14 protein-coding genes are annotated in these 24,653 nt (G+C 39.9%); 5 read left to right on the forward strand and 9 right to left on the reverse strand.

The window, feature by feature from the left end; all coding sequences use genetic code 11:
• Positions 1 to 298: 298 nt before the first annotated feature.
• On the reverse strand, positions 299 to 1,897 hold the full coding sequence (gene putP / locus DC083_RS06690) for a sodium/proline symporter PutP (protein WP_109189448.1): 1,599 nt from the start codon (positions 1,895 to 1,897) through the stop codon (positions 299 to 301).
• A gap of 302 nt (positions 1,898 to 2,199) precedes the next feature.
• Positions 2,200 to 5,379, reverse strand: coding sequence for a bifunctional proline dehydrogenase/L-glutamate gamma-semialdehyde dehydrogenase PutA (putA, locus tag DC083_RS06695; RefSeq protein ID WP_109189449.1), 3,180 nt, complete (start codon positions 5,377 to 5,379; stop codon positions 2,200 to 2,202).
• Between the two features lie 999 nt (positions 5,380 to 6,378).
• On the opposite strand from putA, the gene DC083_RS06700 reads away from it, so the two are divergent.
• Positions 6,379 to 7,662 carry an MFS transporter gene (locus DC083_RS06700; RefSeq protein ID WP_109189450.1) on the forward strand — a complete coding sequence of 428 codons (1,284 nt, stop codon included), beginning with the start codon at positions 6,379 to 6,381 and terminating at the stop codon, positions 7,660 to 7,662.
• 51 nt (positions 7,663 to 7,713) lie between these two features.
• Positions 7,714 to 8,703, forward strand: a complete 990-nt coding sequence (locus DC083_RS06705; RefSeq protein ID WP_109189451.1) for an ornithine cyclodeaminase family protein — start codon at positions 7,714 to 7,716, stop codon at positions 8,701 to 8,703.
• 132 nt (positions 8,704 to 8,835) lie between these two features.
• Here DC083_RS06705 and fumC read toward each other — a convergent pair whose 3' ends face one another.
• The gene (gene fumC, locus DC083_RS06710; protein WP_109189452.1) at positions 8,836 to 10,239 is read right to left on the reverse strand and encodes a class II fumarate hydratase; all 1,404 of its coding nucleotides are present in this window, start codon (positions 10,237 to 10,239) and stop codon (positions 8,836 to 8,838) included.
• 421 nt (positions 10,240 to 10,660) lie between these two features.
• Here fumC and DC083_RS06715 point away from each other — a divergent pair, with 421 nt between their 5' ends.
• Both DC083_RS06715 and DC083_RS06720 read left to right on the forward strand, forming a co-directional pair.
• A complete protein-coding gene (locus tag DC083_RS06715; RefSeq protein ID WP_109189453.1) occupies positions 10,661 to 11,143 on the forward strand; it encodes a hypothetical protein in 483 nt (160 codons plus the stop codon).
• A 141-nt stretch (positions 11,144 to 11,284) separates the two neighbouring features.
• A complete protein-coding gene (locus DC083_RS06720) occupies positions 11,285 to 11,842 on the forward strand; it encodes a class I SAM-dependent methyltransferase (RefSeq protein ID WP_109189454.1) in 558 nt (185 codons plus the stop codon).
• A gap of 109 nt (positions 11,843 to 11,951) precedes the next feature.
• Here the strand turns inward: DC083_RS06720 and DC083_RS06725 are convergent, their stop codons facing one another.
• From DC083_RS06725 to alaS, 4 genes are all read right to left on the reverse strand, one after another.
• Positions 11,952 to 13,082: an ABC transporter permease gene (locus DC083_RS06725; protein WP_109189455.1), complete on the reverse strand. Its 1,131-nt coding sequence runs from the start codon at positions 13,080 to 13,082 to the stop codon at positions 11,952 to 11,954.
• A 1-nt stretch (position 13,083) separates the two neighbouring features.
• Positions 13,084 to 15,837 carry a ribosome-associated ATPase/putative transporter RbbA gene (gene rbbA, locus DC083_RS06730; protein ID WP_109189694.1) on the reverse strand — a complete coding sequence of 918 codons (2,754 nt, stop codon included), beginning with the start codon at positions 15,835 to 15,837 and terminating at the stop codon, positions 13,084 to 13,086.
• A gap of 411 nt (positions 15,838 to 16,248) precedes the next feature.
• Entirely contained in the window at positions 16,249 to 17,361 is a 1,113-nt protein-coding gene (locus tag DC083_RS06735) for an HlyD family secretion protein (RefSeq protein ID WP_109189456.1), read from the reverse strand.
• A gap of 702 nt (positions 17,362 to 18,063) precedes the next feature.
• On the reverse strand, positions 18,064 to 20,670 hold the full coding sequence (alaS, locus tag DC083_RS06740) for an alanine--tRNA ligase (protein WP_109189457.1): 2,607 nt from the start codon (positions 20,668 to 20,670) through the stop codon (positions 18,064 to 18,066).
• Between the two features lie 672 nt (positions 20,671 to 21,342).
• Here alaS and DC083_RS06745 point away from each other — a divergent pair.
• Complete coding sequence (locus DC083_RS06745; protein WP_109189458.1) at positions 21,343 to 21,984, forward strand: carbonic anhydrase family protein; 642 nt, start codon at positions 21,343 to 21,345, stop codon at positions 21,982 to 21,984.
• Positions 21,985 to 22,071: 87 nt separating this feature from the next.
• Here DC083_RS06745 and leuD read toward each other — a convergent pair whose 3' ends face one another.
• Both leuD and leuC read right to left on the reverse strand, forming a co-directional pair.
• A complete protein-coding gene (gene leuD / locus DC083_RS06750) occupies positions 22,072 to 22,728 on the reverse strand; it encodes a 3-isopropylmalate dehydratase small subunit (RefSeq protein WP_109189459.1) in 657 nt (218 codons plus the stop codon).
• A gap of 18 nt (positions 22,729 to 22,746) precedes the next feature.
• The gene (gene leuC, locus DC083_RS06755; RefSeq protein ID WP_109189460.1) at positions 22,747 to 24,159 is read right to left on the reverse strand and encodes a 3-isopropylmalate dehydratase large subunit; all 1,413 of its coding nucleotides are present in this window, start codon (positions 24,157 to 24,159) and stop codon (positions 22,747 to 22,749) included.
• Positions 24,160 to 24,653: the final 494 nt, after the last annotated feature.

Raw genomic sequence — 24,653 nt, forward strand, 5'->3', positions numbered from 1 at the left:
AAAATCAATGGTCATGACTTAGAAAATAGCAATAGCGGAACATATAGTAAATTTGATTTAAGAAAAATGTTTTTAAACAACTATTATGGTAGCTATTATGAGATTGAAAAAGAACATCAAGCCGCATTAAACAACACTTGCAAGATGCCGGATAGAACAGCATCCTCGCTTATTACGGCTGATGTGCCGGCATTTAAATAAGCTCATTTTGCATCGATATTACTATAGAAATAAAAAGTGCGCTTTTGCGAATAATAACAAAAGCGCACTATGGATACTGTATGACAATATTTCGCTACTATTTAGCTTTCATCAATGTTTTATACTCAGAATGAGTTTCAGCAAAGTTTTTCTCCATTGAAGAGGATGCTTTACTGAAAAGGCTCACAATCACAAGCACAATAGAGGCTAATAAGAAGCCTGGTAAGATTTCATAGAGAGTTAAGAGCGGATATTGCTCTGCAATCACTGAAACATCTACACCTTGGGAGGCCGCTAACCAGACTTTAATTTTCGGGAAGATAATGACGGTGAGCGCACCGGTAATCATCCCTAATAGTGCGCCATTGCGAGAGGTGCGCTTCCAGAAGATTGAGAAGACAACCACAGGCCCAAATGCTGCACCAAAGCCCGCCCAAGCGTATGAAACAAGGCTTAAGACTTTGCTATCTGGATCATACGCAATCCAAATAGAGATAATTGCTACGATGAAAACCATTAAACGACCAATCCATACAAGCTCTTTATCAGAAGCTTTAGGACGGAAGAAACCTTTGTAGAGATCTTCAGTTAATGCGCTCGATGATACGAGTAATTGGCAGCTCAATGTACTCATAACAGCCGCTAAAACACCAGATAGTACAATGCCTGCAATCCACGGATTGAGAAGCACTTTTGCAAGCTCCATAAAGACAGATTCAGGATTGCCTTTGATGACTTCTCCGGTGCTAGTGATACCACCAATTACATTGATGCCTTGCTCAGGATGTTCAAGGAAATAGCCATATCCGAAGAAGCCCACTAATACCGCACCTAAAAGGCAAAGTGCCATCCAAGTAATAGAGATACGGCGCGCACTTGGGATCGTTTTGATGGAATCAGCGGCCATAAAACGTACAAGAATGTGTGGCTGACCACAATAACCTAATCCCCAAGCAAGTAGAGAGACAATGGCAATCCAGGTTAAACCATGAGTGAAGTTTAAGTGATCAGGGCTGGCATTACGAATTACTTCAATAGTGCTCATCACATCTAGTGAACCATAATCGCCCATTTTAAGAATCACGATTGTAGGGACTAAAAGCAGTGCAAAAATCATCAAAGTCGCTTGTACAGTATCAGTCCAACTTACCGCTAAGAATCCACCAATAAAGACATAGGCAATCGTTGCAAAGGCGCCGACCCAGATTGCGATATCGTAATCCATATTAAAAGTCGATTCAAAGAGACGGGCACTTGCTACCACACCTGAAGCACAGTAGATGATGAAGAAGAAGAGGATAATGAGCGCAGAGAAGATTTTCAGAAGCTTCTGCTTATCTTCAAATCGGCCATGGAAATAATCGGGGAGTGTTAGAGCATCATTCGCCTTTTCTGTAAAGAGACGTAATCTACCGGCTACAAATAACCAGTTAAGATAAGCCCCTAAGAGTAAGCCGATCGCAATCCACGATTCTGAAATACCGGCGATAAAGATGGCACCCGGTAATCCCATGAGTAACCAACCGCTCATATCTGATGCGCCGGCTGAAAGGGCAGTGACAACACTGCCTAGACTTCGGCCTCCGAGAATATAGTCTGAGAGGTTTTTAGTGGAATGGTAAGCGTAGAAACCGATGCCGAGCATCGCGAGAATATAGATAAAAAATGTAATGTGTATCGGTTGTAAAAACCCCATAAAGGCTCCTTTTTTGTGAGATGGTTATTCCATTCTTATGACTGTTTTTTGACGATAGATCATCGAAATTCGTAGATTACAGAACATTCCAACGCCTGTGTTCATGGTCTATATTTAGAGTTCGTATTCAGAATCTCATTGATCATTGAGTAACAGTTTTGTAGTAGTGATGCTTGAGTAAAAGATGATTGAACCCTCTAAGTGCAAAGATTAATAGAGCTCTCTTGTGCCCTTAGAGGGATTTTACTGATTGCGTGATGCTTTATTATCAATTGATGAATCAAGCAATTTGCGATCAATAATTATCGTTGACTCGATTGACTCATTAATGTGGCATCTCCCCCAATCGCAGCTGTATTGACAGAGATTGAGTGTTCATTCATAAAACGGTGTAGATAGTTCGGACCACCGGCTTTCGGACCTGTACCTGATAAGCCTAAGCCTCCAAAAGGTTGTACGCCGACAACTGCACCTACCTGATTACGATTGACATAAAAGTTGCCTACCCTTGCATAAGTAATAATCTCTTCCACTAAAGTATCGTTACGGGTATGGATTCCCATCGTTAAACCATAGCCACTTCGATTCACTTCTGTGATGATCTGTGGCAAATCCGCACGATTATAGCGGATAATGTGAAGAATAGGGCCAAAATGTTCTTGAGTAAGATCACTAATTGCTTCTATTTCAAATACGGTAGGAGGTACAAAATAGCCGGTTAATTCAGAATTAAGGGGGGCTTGAGTAATCAATTTCCCTGCTGATTTTAATGTTTCAATATGATTCATGAGTCGTTTTTGCGCCGCACGATCAATAACACAGCTTACATCTGTTTTACGATCAAATGGTAGACCTACGACGTAATCGGCCAGAGCACCTTTGAGTAGCTCAATAATACGATCTGCAATCTCTTCTTGTAGATAGAGTACACGAAGCGCCGAGCAACGTTGACCAGCACTGACAAAAGCCGATTGTAGCGTATCTTTGACCACTTGTTCAGGGAGCGCCGTTGAGTCCACAAACATCACATTTTGCCCACCCGTTTCGGCAATGAGCATAGGAATCGCGCCTTCTCTTTCTGCAAGATTGAGATTAATTCGTTTTGCCGTTGCTGTAGAACCTGTAAAGCAGACTCCCACAACTCGTGGATCGTGGGTAATGAGGTCACCTAATACTTTACCTTCACCGGGGATTAGTGCGATTACATTTTTCGGTAATCCTGCTTCAAAGAGCAGTTCAATAGCACGATAAGCAATCAATGAAGTTGTCTCCGCCGGCTTTGCTAATACGGTATTACCGGTCACAAGCGCTGCGCTAATTTGTCCTAAAAAGATCGCGAGTGGGAAGTTCCAAGGACTGATACAGGCGATCACACCCTTACCACTGTAGAGGAAGCTATTGCGTTCACCGGTTGCACTTTTAAAGATGATTTCATCGGCATATTTGCGAGCTTCCATTGCATAGTATCGGCAAAAATCGGCGGCTTCCCGAACTTCATCAATCCCGTCTTGGATCGTTTTTCCAGCTTCTAAACTACAAAGGGCAATCAATTCTGCACGATTCTCCTCTAAGAGATCTGCCATTTTCTCTAAAATGGTGGCGCGCTTATCAAAGCCTAGTTGGTTCCACTCGAACCAGGCTTGATCGAGCTGCTCAATGGCATTTTTCACTTCCGTTTCATTGGCAAATCGTACTTCACCGACAACACGTTTAAGATCTGTAGGAGAGAGTTGAGAGATGGTTGAGGAATGAGTGGTTGTATCACTTTTGCCGGTCTCATTTTTGAGAGTAACACCATTAATAATGGGGGCAGCGCTCCAACTCTTTTCCAGCCAATGGTCATAATCTTTGGCAAAAGGTTCCCACGTAGAGGAGATATTACTATTGAGTCCTCGAGAGTTTTTTCTTTGACCATAGAGATTATCGGAATAGATCACTGCTGGGTTTTTAATGCTCTCATATTGTGCTACTTGTGTAATCGGATTGGTAGCAAGGAGTTCAATAGGGACTTCTGGGTCGACAAGTTGATTTACAAATGAGGAGTTAGCACCGTTCTCTAAGAGTCGTCTGACAAGATAAGGAAGGAGATCATGATGTTTACCGACAGGGGCATAGATTCTAACTACTTGCCCTGATTGTGCAATGATCTCATTATAGAGGGCTTCCCCCATTCCATGAAGCCGTTGGAATTCGAAATCTTTATTTTGAAAATGTTCAGAGAGCGTTAAAATTGCATTGACCGTTTGGGCATTGTGCGTAGCAAATTGTGGCTTGATCGCACCTTGAGCAAGTGGCGATAGAAGATATTGCGCACAGGCTAAATAGGAGATATCGGTATTCTCTTTGCGCGTAAAGACAGGGAAGTTATTGAGTCCACGCACTTGAGAATCTTTGATCTCCGTATCCCAATAAGCGCCCTTTACTAGTCGAACAGGAATTGTTGCATTCATCTCTTTAGCTAATAGAGTAATCCAAATTAGCGTAGGGAGCGCGTGTTTTGCATAACCTTGAATCACTAATCCTAATCCGCCCCAATTGCGAATTTCGTCCACTTCTAATAACTTAGCAAAGAGTTGTAGCGAGAGCTCTAAACGATCTGCTTCTTCTGCATCAATACTGATCTGTACCTCTTTCTCAACGCCTAAGAGGGCTAATGATTTTACGCGCTCATAGAGCTCTGTCATCACGAGATCTTGATTGGCCACATTGTAGCGAGAATGCAGGGCAGAGAGTTTAATGGAGAGAGAAGGCTTAGGGCTATTCGGGAGTGCTTTTTCTCCAGCCACTGCAAGAAGTGCTGCACGATAATCTTCAAAGTAACGTGCTGCATCGGCTTCCGTTAACGCCGCTTCACCCAGCATATCAAAAGTATAGGTATAGCCTGATTCCCGCAGTTTACGGCCATTTTTAAGGGCTGATTCAATGGTTTCACCAAGTACGAACTGTTTGCCCATGACTTTCATTGCCTGATAAACAGCTTTACGAATAAAGGGTTCGCTAAACTTATTCGTCATCTTTTTTAAAATACCGCTACTCTCATCGGTATCGATAATATTACCCGTCAGAATTAAGCCCCAAGTGGCAAAGTTTACTAAGGATTTATCACTTTTACCGCGATGCTTCTCCCAATTAATTCCGGCGATTTTATCTTTGATAAAAGCATCCGCTGAGGCTTTATCAGGAATACGGAGATAGGCTTCAGCTAAACACATCAGCACTAGTCCCTCTTGCGTAGAGAGATTATATTCACGCAATAAGGCATCGAGAGAGCTCTCAATATCCGGCTGATTACGAATGGTTTCAATGGTTTTAAAGGTGCGATCATAAATCTTCTGTGTCTCATCAGCACTTAAAGAAAGTGATGATTGTAAACGCTGTAACACAACAGCTTCATCTTCTAAATAGGTTTGTCCGATGACTGGAAAAAATGTAGAAGATGAAACATTCGGTAGTTGTTGTGTTTTTAAAATGGGGTCAAGCATGCGTTACTCCTCTATAACTATTACTTATTATTTAACAAGCTAGAAGCCTATTGAGCGATTATCGATATCTAAAAAATTGGAAACAGAAAGAAACCGCACAGAGCCTTGTCTATGGGGATTGAGTTTTGATGGTTTTCAATATTTACAATATTTAGGTAAAGATCAATCGCTTGGATAAATCGGTGGTTATGGTTACAACTTTTAATTATTGTTATTAATTATTGTTAGGATTTTGATTTAGTCTCTATTCAATTTTTATCCAACGATGACGATATTGTCGTAATTTGTATTGTTGCAATTTTTGTAATTTTAATCGTTATCGAGAAAATCAAAATGACCTTAGAGAGATATATCACTTCGGTAGAACAATGACAAGCATCATAAAATATCTAATATTCAATAAACCATATTAGAAATAGAGAGATAGCAGCGAAAGAGATCGATAAAACAACAATATGAGATAGAATTTTCTCACTTAGTAAGCCTACAAGATGAGAAATATTATTTTTTAAGGTTGATTCTTCTGCCGGATATAGCTTATAAGAGAAGAGAGATGATTGTAATACTTGATTAGCACATTTTCTTAAAACATTGTCTGAAATAGATTGTTTGAAATAGAAACGTTTTTAAAAAGTGCGAAATAAGTATTGTCTATCTCTAAGTGCTTAAGGAGGCTTCCGCATATTAAATACTAAATAGGAAGTAGCACGATCTTACACCAAAGAGGAGGCGTATCTTTTTGATATCCAATAGATTATTGCGATGATATATCGCGATAAGGCACTTTATTGTCTGGAATATACCACTTTTAGCCTTTGTTATTAAAGGAATCAGAGGTTTGAGTATGAGTGAGTATGGGTATGAAAAAACTTGCTAACCTCTGTCGATGTAGGAACGCATCTGATGGATAGCAATGATTAGCACCAAGAGTTTGTAAAAATAATCATAAATATAAATTATAAAACTAATTACAGATAGGATAACCAGAGGAGAGGGTTTATGGAGAATACGCAAGATAGAAAGACTATGCGTAAAATTTTGATTGCAAGTTTAACAGGGAGTGTCATTGAATGGTTTGACTTTTTCTTATATGGAACGGTTGCAGCATTAGTATTTAATCAAATATTTTTTGTGAGTGAAGATCCTGCTATTGGGCTTTTACTCTCTTATGCATCATTTGCTTTGACCTTTTTTATTCGCCCTTTTGGTGGTGTGTTATTTAGTCATATTGGCGATAGAATTGGTCGAAAGAAGACGTTAGTTTTAACATTAAGCCTAATGGGGATCTCCACAATGGCGATAGGGCTACTTCCTTCTTATCATACCATTGGTATTTGGGCCCCGATTTTATTGATCTTTTTCCGTTTGTTACAAGGGATTGGTATCGGGGGAGAATGGGGTGGTGCGCTGTTATTAGCGGTTGAATATGCGCCTAAAGAGAAACGCGGTTTTTTCGGAAGTGTGCCACAAGTAGGTATTCCTATCGGTATGGTACTTGGAACTTTAGTGCTCTCCTTAATGACACTTTTACCAGACGATCAATTCTTAAATTGGGGTTGGCGAATTCCTTTTATTCTGAGCGCATTATTAGTCGTGTTGGGCTTATGGATTCGTAATGGCATTGATGAAACACCGGCCTTTAAAGAGGTACAAAAAGAGGGGAAAGTCCCTAAATTGCCGATTATTGATACACTACGTTATCATTGGCGAGAAGTACTTATAGCAGTAGGGGCTAAGTTTGTTGAGACTGCACCATTCTATATCTTTAGTACTTTTATTGTCTCTTATGCCACGTTGAATTTAGGTTTTAGTAAAACAGTGACACTTAATGCAGTTATGATTGCGAGCGTGATTACTTCGCTCTTAATCCCAATGATGGGCGCGTTATCCGATAAAGTAGGTCGTAAAAAGCTCTATATTATTGGTACTGTGATTATGATTCTTTATATGTTCCCGTATTTCTGGATGGTAAATCAGGGATCTGTATGGCTCTTAGTGATTGCGACAATTCTTGGCCTAGGGATTATCTGGGCTCCGATCACAGCAGTATTAGGAACATTTTTCTCGGAGATCTTTGCACCAGAGATTCGCTATACCGGCGTTACATTAGGGTATCAAATTGGCGCGGCATTAGCCGGTGGGACTGCGCCTTTAATTGCGGTTACTTTCTTAAGCTATTATGAGTCCTATATCCCAATTGCACTCTATATTATGGCAACCGGTGTAATTTCTTTGGTCGCTATCTCATTTGCAAAGAATAAACGCAATACTTTTAGCGAATAGATTAACTAGTAAAATTCATACAATATTAGATTAGAGGTAAAGGAGAGAGAAATGATTATATTAAATGAACAAGAGATCGCTTCAATTTACAAAATGCCGGAAGCTTTAGTGGATGTAGCAGATATATTACGGGCTAAGGCGGCGGAGAAAGTGGATAACCCTTTTCGGACTGTCATTGAATTCCCAAAAGAGGAAGCCTCTGTACTCTATATGCCTTGTGCTGATTTAGAGAATCAATTGATGAGTATGAAAGCGGTGACCATTTTTCCTAAGAATCCTTTACAGAATAAAAATACTACACAAGGGGTTATTCTCTTATCGGATGCTACTAATGGGGATCATGTTGCCCTCTTGAATGCTTCTTATTTAACGCGCTTACGAACGGGGGCGCTGAGTGGTCTAGCGACTGATTATTTAGCTCGTAAAGAGAGCGCAGTTTTAACAGTGATTGGAACAGGAAAAATGGCATTTGAGCAGGTATTAGGGGTTCTAGCTGTTAGAGATATTTGTAAAATTAATCTTGTTAATCCTACAACGGAGAATGCGCTCCGATTTGCAACTGCACTTCGAGAATACCCTATCTCTTCTAAGATAGAGATTGTGATTGCCGAGAACAGAGCAGAAGCGGTTAAAGAGGCTGATATTATCAATTGTGCAACTCGTTCTAAAATGCCGGTATTTTCAGGGGAGGATATTCAGCCTGGAACGCATGTAAATGGTGTAGGTTCTTATCTGCCCGATATGCGAGAGGTGGATTATCATTTTATTACTAGAAGCAGCTCAATTGTTGTGGACGATTTTCATGGGGCTACAGAAGAAGCGGGCGAATTTATCCATGCAGCTACTGAACATCATTGGCAATTTTCCGAGATTGCAGGTGAGTTACAAGATTTAGTAGTAGGGAAGATTGCAGGTAGACAGGATGATGATGCTATTACATTCTTTAAATCGGTAGGCGCTGCTTATTTTGATTTAGCCGTTGCGGAAGGGGTCTATCGCAAAGCACTCTCTCAAGGATGTGGGATTGAAGTGGATATTTAAGTAATACAATCTAATCGTAAAAAGAGGAATCCTAAAAAAATCGCTAGTAAAGTTACATTCACTAGCGATTTTTATGATTAATTTTTATGATTTTGATAGCGATTCTAATGGAATTACTCGCTTATCAAGAATCTATTTGAGATTTAAAGATCCAACCATTTCAGATGGAACAACCCATTGGTCAAATTCTTCTGCGGTCAAGAAACCTAACTCAAGTGCTGATTCTTTGAGCGTAATACCTTTTGCATGGGCATTTTTGGCGATTTTTGCGGCTTTATCGTAGCCGATATGAGTATTTAAAGCAGTGACAAGCATGAGTGAATTATTCACCAGCTCAGTGATACGCGCTTGATTAGGTTCAATGCCCACAGCACAATGATCGTTAAAGCTCTCCATACCGCCGCCTAAAATACGGACAGATTGTAGGAAGTTATTGATAATCATTGGGCGGAAGACATTGAGCTCGAAGTTACCTGAAGCACCCCCAATATTAATAGCGACATCATTACCAAATACTTGTGCGCAAGCCATTGTTAATGCTTCTGATTGAGTAGGATTAACTTTTCCTGGCATGATAGAGCTTCCTGGCTCATTCTCAGGGATTGTTATTTCACCAATTCCTGAGCGAGGGCCAGAAGATAACCAACGAACATCATTGGCGATTTTGTTCAAAGAAGCGGCTAAACCTTTCAGTGCGCCATGTGCTTGAACGATCGCGTCAGTAGTGGCTAACGCTTCAAATTTGTTTGGTGCGGTCACGAAAGGCTCTTTGGTATAATCGGCAATCTCTTTAGCAACGCGTACGGCATATTCAGGATGAGTATTGAGACCTGTACCTACCGCAGTACCGCCGAGCGCTAATTCATAGAGATGGAAGAGTGAACGATCGATATGCTTTAAGCTATGAGCAAGCATTGATTCCCAACCTGAGATCTCTTGTCCAAGTGTAAGCGGTGTTGCATCTTGTAGATGAGTACGACCGATTTTAACGATCTCTCTAAAGGCAATCGCTTTCTCGCCTAACGTTGTTTGTAGGCGCGTTAACATAGGGATCAGAAGGCGTTTAATTTCTAATACTGCGGCGATATGCATCGCTGTTGGGAAAGTATCATTAGAGCTTTGCGCTTTATTAACATCATCGTTAGGATGCACTAAACGTTCTTCACCACGAACCCCCCCTAAGATCTCACTCGCGCGATTAGCCAATACTTCATTCATATTCATATTGGTCTGAGTACCAGAACCTGTCTGCCAAAGAGAGAGTGGGAACTCAGTATCATGTTTGCCGGCTAATACTTCATCTGCAGCTGCAATAATCGCTTCAGCTTTCTTAGGATCAAGATTACCTAGATCCATATTAACTTTAGCTGCTGAACGCTTAACGATCGCAAGAGCTTCGATTAAAGCTTTTGGCATTTTCTCATTAGAGATACGGAAGTTTTGCAATGACCGTTGGGTTTGTGCGCCCCATAGTTGATTGCTCGGGACTTTCATCTCGCCCATAGTGTCTTTTTCAATACGAAATGCTTCTGTCATGGAATGAACTCCTTTTATGAATAATTATTGAATATCAAATGATGTATTAATTACTTAATGAGGTTATTAATTTTAGTTTTAGTTTTAGTCTGAAATTGATTTGAGTCTTGAATTTGTACGATGAAACTATCATGCCACAAATTTAGAATAGAAACTACGTTTTAACTACATAAGGTTTTTTCTACCATAATCAAGGGATATAAGTGCGTCTATTTCAGCATGCTGTGAGTATTTTGAGCTAATTTACTGAAAATACACCTTTATATTATTTTTCTAGGTTCTCATTTTTGTGATCTCCTACATTTTTGTATAGAAAATAATCATTAATAGTCAGGTTTCGAAGCCTTTTAAAGCCATTGTGTATTCGGTCATGATGTTCAGTCATGAACAGTCATGAAAATAATAAAAGAGAGGGTTATTAATGATGTTATTTGAAGTGGTTCAAAACCGCCTACTATTTTTAGAATTAAGGCTCAATCAATGGCAAGATCAATGGGGCAATGCATATCAAAACGATATGAAATCAGGGAAATATTGTTTTATAGCGACTTGTTACCCATGGTTGCAGGGGGCTTTGCGCCTATTTGAGATGATTGTACAAAATGATTTAGTTGAGGATAATGAAGATCCTGATAATAATGAATTGAGAGCGTATTGCGAAGGGTTATTAATAGGTCGGTTAGTGGTTTTAGAAGAGTGTTACCAACTACACTATCAAGATATTTTAATGTTGGAAGAAGAGAAAAAGGAAAATGGTATAACTAAAAATCAGGAAGATGAAGGAATTATGACTTTGAATCATCTATTAGCACAAATAATTGAAATGATATCTAAGTATTTTAATGGTGAACTAGATAGTCATGATCATCTAGAGAATATGAGGATATTGGTAAGTAAGAAATAAGTAAGTAAGGAGATAAAGCATAGCCTTATCAGCATAGACTTAGAGTGTAAGAATAGTATGAAATCTAAATTTCTGAATTACTAAGAGAATATTGTAGAAATTTGCTATAATTTGCACACGAATTGTGAAAGGAAATGTGCAATGGCACTAGATTACAAAAAACATTTAACATATCTTAATAGTTTTATTAGTTCTCCTCGTAGTGTAGGAACCCTTATTCCTTCATCTCCTGCTCTCTGCAAAACAATGGTCAATCAAGTGAATTGGCATCAAAAAGATCTAAAAATTGCTGAGCTCGGTGCCGGTGATGGAGTATTGACCAAACATATTCTCAAAGCAATGCCGATTGATTCAAAGCTTTTTGCTTATGAGATTAACCCCCATTTTTTTTCACATCTAGATGATTTGAAAGATACTCGTTTACAAATTTGTAAGGTTTCAGCGGAAAATCTCAATCAACCTTTTAATGTGATCTTCTCCTGTCTGCCTTTTCTCTCGTTACCGCTTCGTCTTTCGCTTCGTATTTTACGATCTGTGATGCGCGTGTTAGAAGAGACGGGTGGAAGTTTTATTCTTTTCCAATATACCCAGAAAATGGAGAAAGTCCTCTCTCGTTACTTCAATTGGGAGCGCGAGTATGTACTTAAAAATTTCCCTCCTGCTTATGTCTATCGTTGTAGAGTTAAAACAGAGAAATAGGCAAAAATGAGAGAAATAAGTGAATAATAAACAGAAAAGGGCAAGTATATAACACTTGCCCTTTCTTATTTTAGATAGGAATCAGTATAGGAATCACTGATGCCATTTATTATGCCATTTGTCCAATGGTTGCTCTAAATCGACGATGTGCAAAATAGAAGAAGGCGCTACCAATAATGAGTAGATAGAGCATCTGTGGCCAAACAATCGAAATGCCCGCACCTCTAAAGAGAATCGCTTTACCAAGTTCAATAAAGTGCGTTGTCGGCGCTATCAGCATAATATTTTGAATAAGCTCCGGCATACTTTCTCTTGCGGTCATTCCTCCTGATAACATCTGAAGCGGGACGAGTACTAAGAGTAGCAACATTCCAAACTGTGGCATATTACGGGCAATCGTTGCTAAATAGATCCCCATTGATGTCGTTGCAAAAAGGTTTAATGCTGCACCTAGGATAAAGAGCCCGACAGATCCCTCAATAGGAACATTGAGCCAGCCTTGCACGACAAAAATAAGGGAGAGTGAAGCGGCAATCAGAACCACAAGCCCCATAGACCAAACTTTTGAGAGCATAATTTCAAAAGGTGTGAGCGGCATAACTAATAGATGTTCAATTGTCCCTCGTTCTCGCTCACGAATCACTGCCGCGCCTGTGAGAATAATCGAGAGCATTGTGATCAGATTTATGACTTCATTAAGCGCTCCAAACCAAGCAGCAGTGAGGTTTGGATTAAACCGCATTCTTTCAGTCAAATTTACTGGAAAAATTGTTTTTTGGCGCTCTCTTGCTAAGTATTCATTTACTTCACCATTAATGATCTGATTGATAATCATATTACCGGTAAAGCCTTGGGTCATACGGGTTGCATCAATATTGAGTTGCATCGTCGGTGTGCGATCTCCTAAGAGATCTTGTTGGAATGAAGGGGGGATATTGAGTACGAAAGTATATTGTCCCTTGTCCATACCGATATCCATCTCATCAAGTGTAATATTATCAGGTAACGTAAATTGAGGCGGGTAGAAAGCTCCTTGAATTCGTTCTGAAAGTGTTGAACGATCTTCATCCACGACAGCAATACTCGCATTTTGTAAACCATCAGGCACCGCTGTTGCCGCTGTATAAACAGATACCGTAAAAGTAAAGGCGATTAGCACTAAGAGAAAAGGATCCCGGATTAAGCTCCATAGTTCTTTAATGCCAAGATTATAGATATTTTGAATATACGTTTTATTCATCTTAGGAATCCTGTTTTTTGAGTAAAAGAACACTGAAGAGAATAATCAGCGGCCCACCAATCATCAGAATAAAAAGTTCACTATGAAGATCTTGGAAGTAGAGTGCTTTATTGAAGATACCACGAGATATAGTCAACATATGTGATGCGGGATAGATTTCCCCAATAATACGTCCCATTCCCTCTAATGAACTCACAGGATTAAGCATACCGGCGAATTGAATTGCGGGAATTAAGGTTCCGATAATGGTGAAGAACATTGCACCAATTTGACTCTTCGTAAAACTTGAGGCAAAAAGTCCAAATCCTGTAGAGAATACAGAGAAGAAGAATGCAGCAAGTGTCAGCGTTAATAGGCTACCTTTAACCGGTACGCCAAAGAGCATCAATGCTAAGAAGATCATCAGAATAAAATTGAACATTGAAACGATAATATACGGGATTTGCTTTCCTAATAAGAATTCAAATTTACTCACCGGTGTCACATAGAGATTAAGAATAGAACCAAGCTCTTTCTCTCGAACGACTGAGAGCGCTGCTAACATTGCCGGGATTAACAGTAACATAATCGGAATCACCGCAGGGACAATCGCTATTAAACTTTTAACATCAGGATTATACCGATAACGAACCTCTACATTAAAGCTTTCGGGAAGGTCTAATCCATAATTATATTTCGCTTCTTTCTTGAGCCAATCTAAATGCATTCCTTGGACATAACCTCGGATAGTCTCGGCGCGTTGTGGCATCGCACCATCAATCCAAACACCAATTTCAACCGGCGCCCCACGGGCAACATCTCGTGCAAAGTTAGGCGGAATTTCAATAGCTAATGCGATCTCTGCGCTTCGCATTCGTTCATCAAGTTGGTCATAATCGTAAATAGGGTCTTGTTCAACGAAGTAACGGGAGCCTGCAATATTATTGACATAGCTTGTGCTTAGTGCAGTCTGATCTCGGTCTAAGATTGCATAGGGCAGATCTTCTACGTCCATGGTAATACCGTAGCCGATCGTGGCCATCAGGATCAAAGAACCTAATAGGGCTAATGTGGCACGAACCGGATCTCGGCGTAATTCTAACGCTTCTCGCCAAGTGTAGCTTAGTAATCGTTGAATACTAAAACGTTTTGGTTTTGCTTCGGCTTCCTGATCGGCTTTTTCAGGATCAATTTCTCCTGTAATGCGCGTCTCTTTCGCTTCTTCATCGGAAGGAATATCATCACCAGCACCGGCATCTAATAGATACTTAATAAAGGCTTCTTCTAATGTGTCTGTACCTTGTTTAACGATGAGATTTTCAGGTGTATCACTATCGAGCACTTCGCCGGCATGCATCATTGACATACGATCGCAGCGCAGTGCTTCATTCATAAAGTGGGTTGAGATAAAGATTGTTACCCCATCTTTACGCGAAAGTTCGATGAGTAAGCGCCAGAAATTATCCCGCGCAACTGGGTCAACCCCCGATGTCGGCTCATCAAGAATCAGCAATTCAGGTTTATGCACCATCGCAACGGCAAGCGAAAGTCTTTGGCGCATTCCAAGCGGAATATCATCTGGGAGTTTCTCTAATACCGCTTGAAGGTCAAAGCGTTCGACCATCTCTGCAACACGATCATCGATTTGATCTGCAGGCACATGGAAGAGCTTAGCATGGAGCACCAAGTTCTGTATTACGGTTAATTCACTATAGAGTGAGAAGGCTTGCGACATATAGCCAACACGTTTGCGCGTATTGATATCTTCAGAATCAATCTCTTGCCCAAAGAGCCAAGCTTGTCCCTCGCTCACAGGAAGAAGGCCTGTCAGCATCTTCATTGTAGTGGATTTACCACAACCATTTGACCCCAAGAAACCGAAAATTTCTCCTTTTTTAATCTCAAAACTCACATGATTAACGGCGGTGAAATCCCCAAATTTTTTGGTTAATCCGTCAGCTTTGATTGCAGTAGGTGTATCTTCTGTTAACTCAAGCGGAGGCACTACAATGGGCTCATAACCCTCTTTTTTCTCATCAGGAAGAAGATCGATAAAGGCGGCTTCCAAATTATCTGTATTCGTTCGTTCTAGTAATTCTTTAGGAGTACCGGTGGCTAAGATCTTGCCATCATCCATCGCCACTAACCAATCGAAACGCTCGGCTTCATCCATATAGGCTGTAGCGACCATCACGCTCATTGAAGGGCGCTCTTTGCGAATACGATTAATGAGATCCCAGAATTGAGAGCGAGCTAATGGGTCAACGCCAGTTGTCGGTTCATCGAGGATCAGTAGATCAGGATCATGAATCAGTGCACAGCAGAGGCCTAGTTTTTGTTTCATCCCGCCGGAGAGTTTTCCAGCAGGGCGATCTAAGAATTTATAGAGACCGGTACTTTTAGTGAGATCATCAATTCTGCGCCGGCGTTCTTGATCATCATGACCAAAGAGACGACCGAAAAATTGTAGGTTTTCTTCTACCGATAGCGTAGGGTAGAGATTTTTCCCGAGACCTTGGGGCATATAGGCGATACGTGGACAGATTCGATCTCGTACTGATTTCTCTCGCATATCACCATCTAGAACAATCACTTCACCTGTTTGAATGGCTCGTGCGCCAGAGATCAGAGAGAGAAGCGTTGATTTACCGACACCATCAGGACCGATCATGCCGGTTATAATTCCGCTAGGAATTTCAATAGAGAGGTTATCTAATGCTAGATTTTCCCCATAATTAAAAGAGACATCTTTCACCGAAACAACGGATTTATTCATCTGCATCGTTGAATATCCTTTTTTAAAATGACTACAAACGTAGGGTAAATTGCGCCTATTTTGAATCCCCACAATTTCTCATCAGCTCAAAAATCCCTCATAAACAGACAGAACCTATTTCTAAAATGATTCATTTCTCAAATATTGATGAGTAGTTAATTCTAGTTCTATATTTAGTTCTATATTCTAAAAATTATGCCATATCAAATATATTGAATAATGGTGAGATCAGATAAGGGCAGAGTACTGAAATTTATTGGGGTAACAGTAGGGGACTTCTATTGGTAATAGGATTGTGATTAACATCCGTATAAAACCGCTGATAAAAATCCCCGACTATCATTACTAATTATTGCTGATTGTTATAGAGTATGACTACAAACATAGCATTATAGGCACATTGATGATCTACTACTGATTTGAAGTAGGAGCAGTCAGCTCGGCTGCTTCTTCAATCAGTGGGCCATCTAAGAATGCTGGCCACTTTTTATCAGGATCAGCTTTAATGTAAGCTTCACCGGTTACCCCAGTTTTAATATATTTTTGATAGCGATCGAGTAATTCATGTGGAATTTTGGCTTTCACGCGATACATCAATTTTTGACGCTCATTTTGAGTCTCCACTGTTTTAGGCGTAAATTGCGCTTCAGGAGATACAAAGGTGACACGTGCAGGAATCGGCATATCAGGTGCAACATCTAACACGATGCGAACTTCAGTCCCATCTTTTTCACCCTCAACTAACATTCCTGTATATTCTGTGGGTACGAAGAAGGTCATGTAGACTTTCGAGAGATCAAGAAGATTGAGCACTTTACCGCCCGCGCCTAATACTTCTGAAGGTTCAGAAATACGATATTGAATACGACCAGTAACAGGTGCTGTTAACGCACTATCTTTGATATCCGCTTTTACACGATTAATCGTTGCTTCTGCTGCAGAGACTTGGGATTGTGCAGCAACATATTGTGCTTTAGCAGCATCGATCGCAGCTTGTGCGGCAGCAACTTGAGATTCAGCTGTGGCAACATCAGAGCGAGAGACACGAGTCAGTGCTTCTTGATCATCAAACTCCTGTTCTGTGGTTGCACCTTTTTTCACAAGTGTCTGAATTCTTTTGAGTTTACGCTCAGCGGCATAGAGCTTACTTTCCGCTGCAGAAACAGCTGCTTCTGCCGCAACTTTATCACTTTCACGAGCCGCAACGACCGCTTTAGCAGAATTAGCCTGATGTTGTGCTTGTTCATAATAGGCTTTTGCTTCTGCAAGTTGGGCTTCTAAGGAATCGAGTTGCATGATTGCTAATAATTGACCCTCTTCAACATAATCACCTTCATCTACAAGAATTTGGTCAACACGACCTGGAAGCTTAGTCGCGATATCAAGTGGTGTGACTTCAATACGTCCATTGGCTTTAATAAATCCTTCGACCGGATCTCGATTCAGAATAAAATTGGCAATAATAATCAGAACAATAATGACAATGCCGATAATGATATATTTAGTGCGGTTGCTTTTTTGCATATTAGCCCCTTCCAATTGTGTTGATAGATCGCTGTTTGCGATATAGGTAAAATCAATATTTGAAACATGAATGAGACAATTTTAATGACTACAAACGTGGGTTTGTTACTGTCATAGTGAAGTAGTACTTTCTTCTTATCCCCACATTCTAACGTAAATAATTAAGAATGACAGTAACTTATGACAAAAACTCACGAAAAAAATAGCTTATTTACTAGATAGGAATAATAAAACTGATTGATTATTAATTGATGAATAGTCATTCTTGAAATCAATATTATGATTTTTTGTGTAGAAATTTGAATTTTATAAAAAAATAAACAGAATTGGATCCACCATATTTGATCTGAAAGTAGATGAATAGTTTTAGAAAAGTAGGGCAGTTTAGCTATATTGTGATAACAGAATATAACGATATTTGATAAATCAGGAAATAAGTCGTTCTTGTAAGAATAATTATCATTTTGTGTCACTATCCAAATAGCAATTTGTAAATAATAGATTACAAATAAAGCGGGAATTTATTCACAAATATTTAAAAATGTGAAAATTGGACATATAAAAAAGACCCATATAACAATATGAGTCTTCCTTAGGCTATCTAATAAATAGATCAGAATATTTCTGGCTTTATTACTACTGCTTTCTACTTTTTTCTACTTTTTTAGATGATCAATAGAAAATTAAATGCTTATAAAGTCGTTATCCTAATTTTGCTTTGATCCATTCATCAGCAGCTTTAAAGGCTTGCGGAATCTCTTGTGGATTGCTACCAGCGCCTGTTGCTGAATCTGGGCGACCACCACCTTTACCGCCAACAATAGTCGCTGCAATATTGAGCAATTCTCCCGCTTTGATCGTGCTGGTTAAAGCTTTATCAACGCCGGCAACAATGGCAACGCGTCCATCCACTTCACTCATAAGCAGGGTAATTCCTTGTGTTTCTGCTTGGAGATTATCGCAAAGCTCACGCAGTGAACGACTATCAGCGCCATCGACTTTCGCAAGGATCACTTTGACATCATGAATCACTTCTGCTTTACCTAAAATTGCCCCACGATTTGCAAATACGAGTTTTGATTGTAATTGTGCAAGCTCTTTGCGAAGTGATTTACTCTCATCAAGCGCTTGTTCAACGCGGCTTGTAATATGGGCACTATCTGTTTTAAGTGTCGCGCCTAAATGATGAAGTGTTGCGCTCTCTTCAAGCATAATTTCCACTGCTTGTCCGCCAGTCACTGCTTCAATACGACGAACACCTGCTGCGATTCCAGTTTCTTGGGTAATTTTGAAGAGCCCGATATCACCGGTTGCAGCAACATGAGTCCCGCCACAAAGCTCAATCGATCCACCCATTTCAACCACACGAACTTGATCCCCATATTTTTCACCAAAAAGTGCCATTGCACCTTTCGCTTTCGCATCATCAATGGCCATCTCTTCAATCAGAATAGGATCATTTTGACGAATTGCTTCATTCACCATTCGCTCAATATTTTGCAGTTCAGCAAAGCTCACAGGCTTATTGTGAGAGAAGTCAAAACGTAGACGCTCATCCGTCACCAGAGAACCTTTCTGTTCAATATGGCTACCGAGCAATGTTTGTAATGCTTTATGCAATAAATGCGTTGCCGAGTGATTCTTACGAATCAAATTACGACGACTATTATCAATTTCTGCCGTTACTTTGGCAGATTTAGAGATCGAGCCTTCGGTAACAACGCCGATATGGAGGAAGATATCTTGCTGTTTTTTCGTGTCTTTCACTAAGAATGTGAAGCCATCCCCTTTAATGGTTCCGGTATCGCCCACTTGCCCCCCTGATTCCCCATAAAATGGGGTTTCAGTTAAGACAATCATCGCTTCATCACCGTTGTGGATCTGATCTACTTCTTCACCATTCACTAAGATAGCATGAATTTCAGCCTCGCTATCTGCTTGTTCATAGCCTTTAAATGCTGTTTGAGCGAGATGATCAATTTTAAGGAGTTTTTCTGCCCCAAAGTTACTTGCCGCACGAGCACGCTCTCTCTGCTCTTCCATACAGCGCTCAAAACCTGCCATATCGAGCGTTAAATCTTGTTCTCGTGCAATATCATTGGTCAAATCGACAGGGAAACCGTAAGTATCATAGAGTTTGAAAATGGTTTCGCCTTGAATTTCTTTAGATTTGAGGTTCGCAATATCTGCTTCTAATAATTTAAGACCATTTTCAAGGGTAGTAGAGAAGCGTTTCTCTTCTTCTTTAATAGTTTCGATAATGAAATCTTGTTTCTCGACTAATTGTGGATAGGCTTCTCCCATCTCTTTCACAAGTGCCGGTACAATTTTGTAGAAGAAGAGATCTTTTTGGCCTAACTTATAACCATGACGAATCGCGCGGCGAATAATCCGGCGAAGCACATAGCCACGACCTTCATTAGAAGGCAAAATGCCATCGGCAATTAAGAAAGAGACGGAACGAATATGATCGCTCAAAACCTTTAGTGAATTATTATTTAAATCTTTGATACCCACTGCATCGGCAGAGGCTTGAATTAAGTTCACAAAGAGATCGATCTCATAGTTACTATGTACTTTTTGGAGAATCGCCGAAATACGCTCTAATCCCATTCCGGTATCGATTGAGGGATTTGGCAATGGATGCAAAGTACCTTCTTCATCGCGGTTAAACTGCATAAAGACAAGGTTCCAGATCTCAATAAAGCGATCGCCATCTTCTTCTGCTGATCCTGGAGGGCCACCCCAGATATGATCGCCATGATCGTAGAAAATTTCAGAGCAAGGTCCACAAGGCCCTGTATCGCCCATTTGCCAGAAGTTATCAGAACCCCCATCGGCTTTATCACCAATGCGGATAATCTTCTCTGCCGGAACGCCAATCACTTTATTCCAAATATCAAAAGCTTCATCATCGGTATGATAAACCGTTACGAGGAGCTTTTCTGCAGGAAGATTGTAAACCGTTGTTAACAATTCCCACGCATAAGTGATCGCTTTCTCTTTGAAGTAATCTCCAAAGCTGAAGTTTCCGAGCATCTCAAAAAAAGTATGATGACGTGCGGTAAAACCCACATTTTCAAGATCATTATGCTTACCGCCAGCACGAACACATTTTTGTGCGGTGGTTGCGGTCTTATAATCCCGTTTCTCTAAACCGAGGAAACAATCTTTAAATTGATTCATACCGGCATTAGTAAAAAGTAGCGTAGGGTCATTCGCTGGGAGTAGAGAACTAGAAGCAACTTCTCGATGTCCTTTACTGACAAAGAAGTCGATAAATTTACGGCGTATTTCGTTAGTCTTCATGGAATTTTTATACTTTATGATTAGGAGAATAGTGCAAATCATTGTCATTGCAAAGAGGAACTCTCATAGATAGAACGTTACTCATTTTCACATTGGCAAGGTTTTGAAACACTCTCTTATTATTAAAATGTCTTTACTGTATCTCTACTGTCGATAATGTCGAAGTATCTAAGGTGTTTTATGATATCTCACATTATTAGATCAATTAGAGAGCCATCAAAACAGAATTGGATTGATGATCTTTTAGTAATCGATTCAATTCTACCAATTTTAATTGTTTACCGCATAAATTTGAAATTTAAAACAGCAATTCTTTCGATAATTTCACTAAAATAGCGATATCTACATTCGTTCATCAATGACTTAATTAAAAGTATGAATACTAAAATATGAATAAAAACGCGATTAAAAATAGTTCTTGAAATGATTCTTGAAATAGTTGTTGAAAAATCTAGAACTTAACATCTCTATCCTTGTTCTTTTATGTGATCTTCTTTCCTTTTCTCACACTATCAAGGTACACTGCTTAAAGAATTGTTTGATATAGATCAATATTTATAGGCAATATGGAAATGTTTTCAGCAAGATATAGTATTAGCTTTTATCTTTACTAAAAGCGATTAATGAACATATCTAATAAAATTAATGAGATAGAAGAAGATAAGAACGATTATGAGACTCCATAATATAGAAGATCAGAAATCCTTAACCCCGAAATTAGCGCTCTCTTTTCTTAAAGAGGGAAACCAACGTTTTGTCGCTAACCTCAAAGCGCATAGTAATCTACTTGAACAAGTGAATGAGACAAAAGCAGGGCAATTTCCATTTGCGATTATTTTAAGTTGTATCGATAGTCGTACATCTGCAGAATTGATCTTCGATCAAGGTTTAGGGGATATCTTTAGTGCTCGAATTGCCGGTAATGTGTTGAATGAAGATATTATCGGTTCAATGGAATTTGCTTGTAAGCTCGCAGGTTCAAAATTAATCGTGGTATTAGGGCATAGCCATTGTGGTGCGATTACCGGCGCTTGTCATGGTACGGAGCTTGGACATTTAACGAATCTTTTAGCCAAAGTGAAACCGTCTATTGAGTATGTACAGAAACATCATCAACATCTTGATATTCGTTCGAAAGAAGCTGTCGATCAAGTGGCTTTTCATAATGTTGAACATACCATTTCTCATATATTAGAGAAGAGTGCTGTGCTCAAAGAGATGTATGAAGCGGGAGATATCGGAATTGTCGGGGCTTTCTACAAAGTTGAAACCGGAGAAGTCGATTTTATTCAAGAGCTATTTGTGGAGAAATAGAAAATGCCAGCAGATGATTCTTGCCGGCATTACTGTATTGATTGTATCGATTATTCAAATTCAATAGAGTGTTGAATTGATTCTACTTTAATCCTTAAAGATCCAAGGTGCTCTTTCTGCTCGCTTGGCTTCATAAGCACGGATTTCATCCGCGTGTTCTAAGGTTAAGCTAATATCATCGAATCCTTGAATAAGGCAATGTTTACGGAACTCATCAATTTCAAAGATAAAGGCATCTGTTAATGTTTCACCCTTGCGTACTGCGGTCACACTTTGATTAGGTAGATCAATTGCAATCTCAAGATCATCATATTGTGCAGTCAATTGGAATAAAGTTTCGATCTGTTCCGGTGTTAAACGAATAGGGAGAAAGCCATTTTTGAAGCAGTTATTATAAAAAATATCGGAATAACTTGAGCTAATCACTGCCCGAAAACCATAATCGGTTAATGCCCAAACAGCATGTTCCCGGGAAGAGCCACAGCCAAAGTTTTCTCGAGCAAGCAGAATAGTCGCTTCTTTATATTGGGGTTGATTGAGTGAAAATTCCATATTGAGAGGGCGCTTGCTATTATCCATTCCTGGAGCACCGCGATCTAAATAGCGCCACTCATCAAAGAGATTAGGGCCAAAGCCTGTTTTATAGATACTTGTTAAAAATTGTTTAGGAATAATGGCATCGGTATCAATATTGGCTCGATCAAGAGGTACAACGATACCTGTATGAGTTACAAATGGTTGCATGATAAATCTCCTTCTTGATTAAGCTTCATTAATAGTACGAATATCCACAAAATGACCGGCAATTGCAGCCGCCGCCGCCATCGCAGGGCTCACTAAGTGGGTACGGCCTGCAGCGCCTTGACGACCTTCAAAGTTCCGATTAGAAGTGGAAGCGCAACGTTCATAAGGCTCAAGTCGATCAGGATTCATCGCAAGACACATTGAACAACCTGGTTCACGCCATTCAAAGCCGGCATCAATAAAGATTTGATCTAATCCTTCTGCTTCTGCTGCTGCTTTGACAATTCCTGAGCCGGGAACAACCATTGCTAATTTGATATTAGAAGCAATTTTTTTCCCTTTCACGAATCGCGCCGCATCGCGAATATCTTCTAATCGAGAGTTGGTGCAAGAGCCGATAAAGACCTTATCAATCATCATCTCTTCTGGGGATTCACCCGCTTTCAATCCCATATATTTAAGTGCTTTAGCGATGCTTTCTCGCTGTACAGCATTAGCCGCTTTTTCAGGATCGGGGACAACTTGATCGATACCAATCACCATCTCAGGACTGGTACCATAACTTACCTGTGGCGCAATCATTGCTGCATCAAGCGTGATCACTTTATCAAAATGGGCATCTGGATCAGAATGCAATGTTTGCCAATAGCTCACCGCTTTATCCCAATCTTCGCCTTTAGGAGCAAATGGACGATTTTTAACATACTCTATCGTGGTATTATCAACGGCCACTAATCCGACGCGAGCACCAGCTTCTATCGCCATATTACACATGGTCATTCGACCTTCCATTGAAAGATTAGCGACAGCATCGCCGGCAAACTCAATGGCATAGCCGGTACCGCCAGCAGTACCAATATGGCCGATAATGGCAAGAATCAGATCTTTAGCAGTTACATTGGGTTGTAATTGACCCATGACTTCGATCTTCATCGTTTTAGACGGTTTTTGCACTAGGCAGCTTGTTGCCATAACATGTTCAACTTCACTAGTACCAATTCCAAAAGCAATCGCACCGAAAGCACCATGTGTTGCCGTATGTGAATCGCCGCAAACAATTGTCATCCCCGGAAGTGTCGCTCCTTGCTCAGGACCTGCAACGTGCACAATGCCTCGGCGTTGATCACCGATAGGGAAGTAATTGAGGGCATGTTTTGTGGCATTTTGATGCAGCGTATCGACTTGCAGTTTAGCAATAGGATCTGTGATATTCGCGATATCACTTGTTGTCGGCGTATTGTGATCTGCCATTGCGACAATTGCATTTTTACGCCAGAGCGAACGTCCTGCTTTCTCGAGGCCTTCGAAAGCCTGAGCGCTTGTAACTTCATGAATAATATGTCGATCGATATAGAGAAGGGCTGTACCATCTGCTTCAGTGCGAACGACATGATCATCCCAAATCTTTTCGTAAAGTGTTTTTGCTGTCATTTTTATATCCACTATCTTCTTTTATGAATGTATTTATGCGTTGACTACTCTTGATCTATTTTCTCATTAGGAATAAGAATATCAGTAATAAGAAAATAATAAGCAACTTGTTGGTAAGCCTATATCGGATAGGGAAGGCTTGGGTAGATCTTTAATGTGATAAAGATTACCGATGTTCACATGATCATAAGATTTTGTCCTGATCTATGTTATAAAGTTGATCGCTGCTCATCAGCCTAGTTGTTTTTATTATGGGGTTATAACGAAGAAAAATTCATCGATCTCGCTATAATTTATTCTAGGGCTCTTATATTCTAATACCTTGTTTTTGATTTTTTGTAAAATGGAACAGAAAGAATCGGTTAATAAGTTATCAGACGTAATAGTTAGAATAGCACTTATTTTTTAATAAAAACAACCGGATGGCTGCAAAGCTAGAAAACTCAAAAAAGAAATAAAGAACTTACGGTACAATCAATTCATAAATTACGGCT

The sequence above is a fragment of the Ignatzschineria ureiclastica genome (assembly GCF_003121845.1).
In the GTDB taxonomy this organism is placed as follows: domain Bacteria; phylum Pseudomonadota; class Gammaproteobacteria; order Cardiobacteriales; family Wohlfahrtiimonadaceae; genus Ignatzschineria; species Ignatzschineria ureiclastica.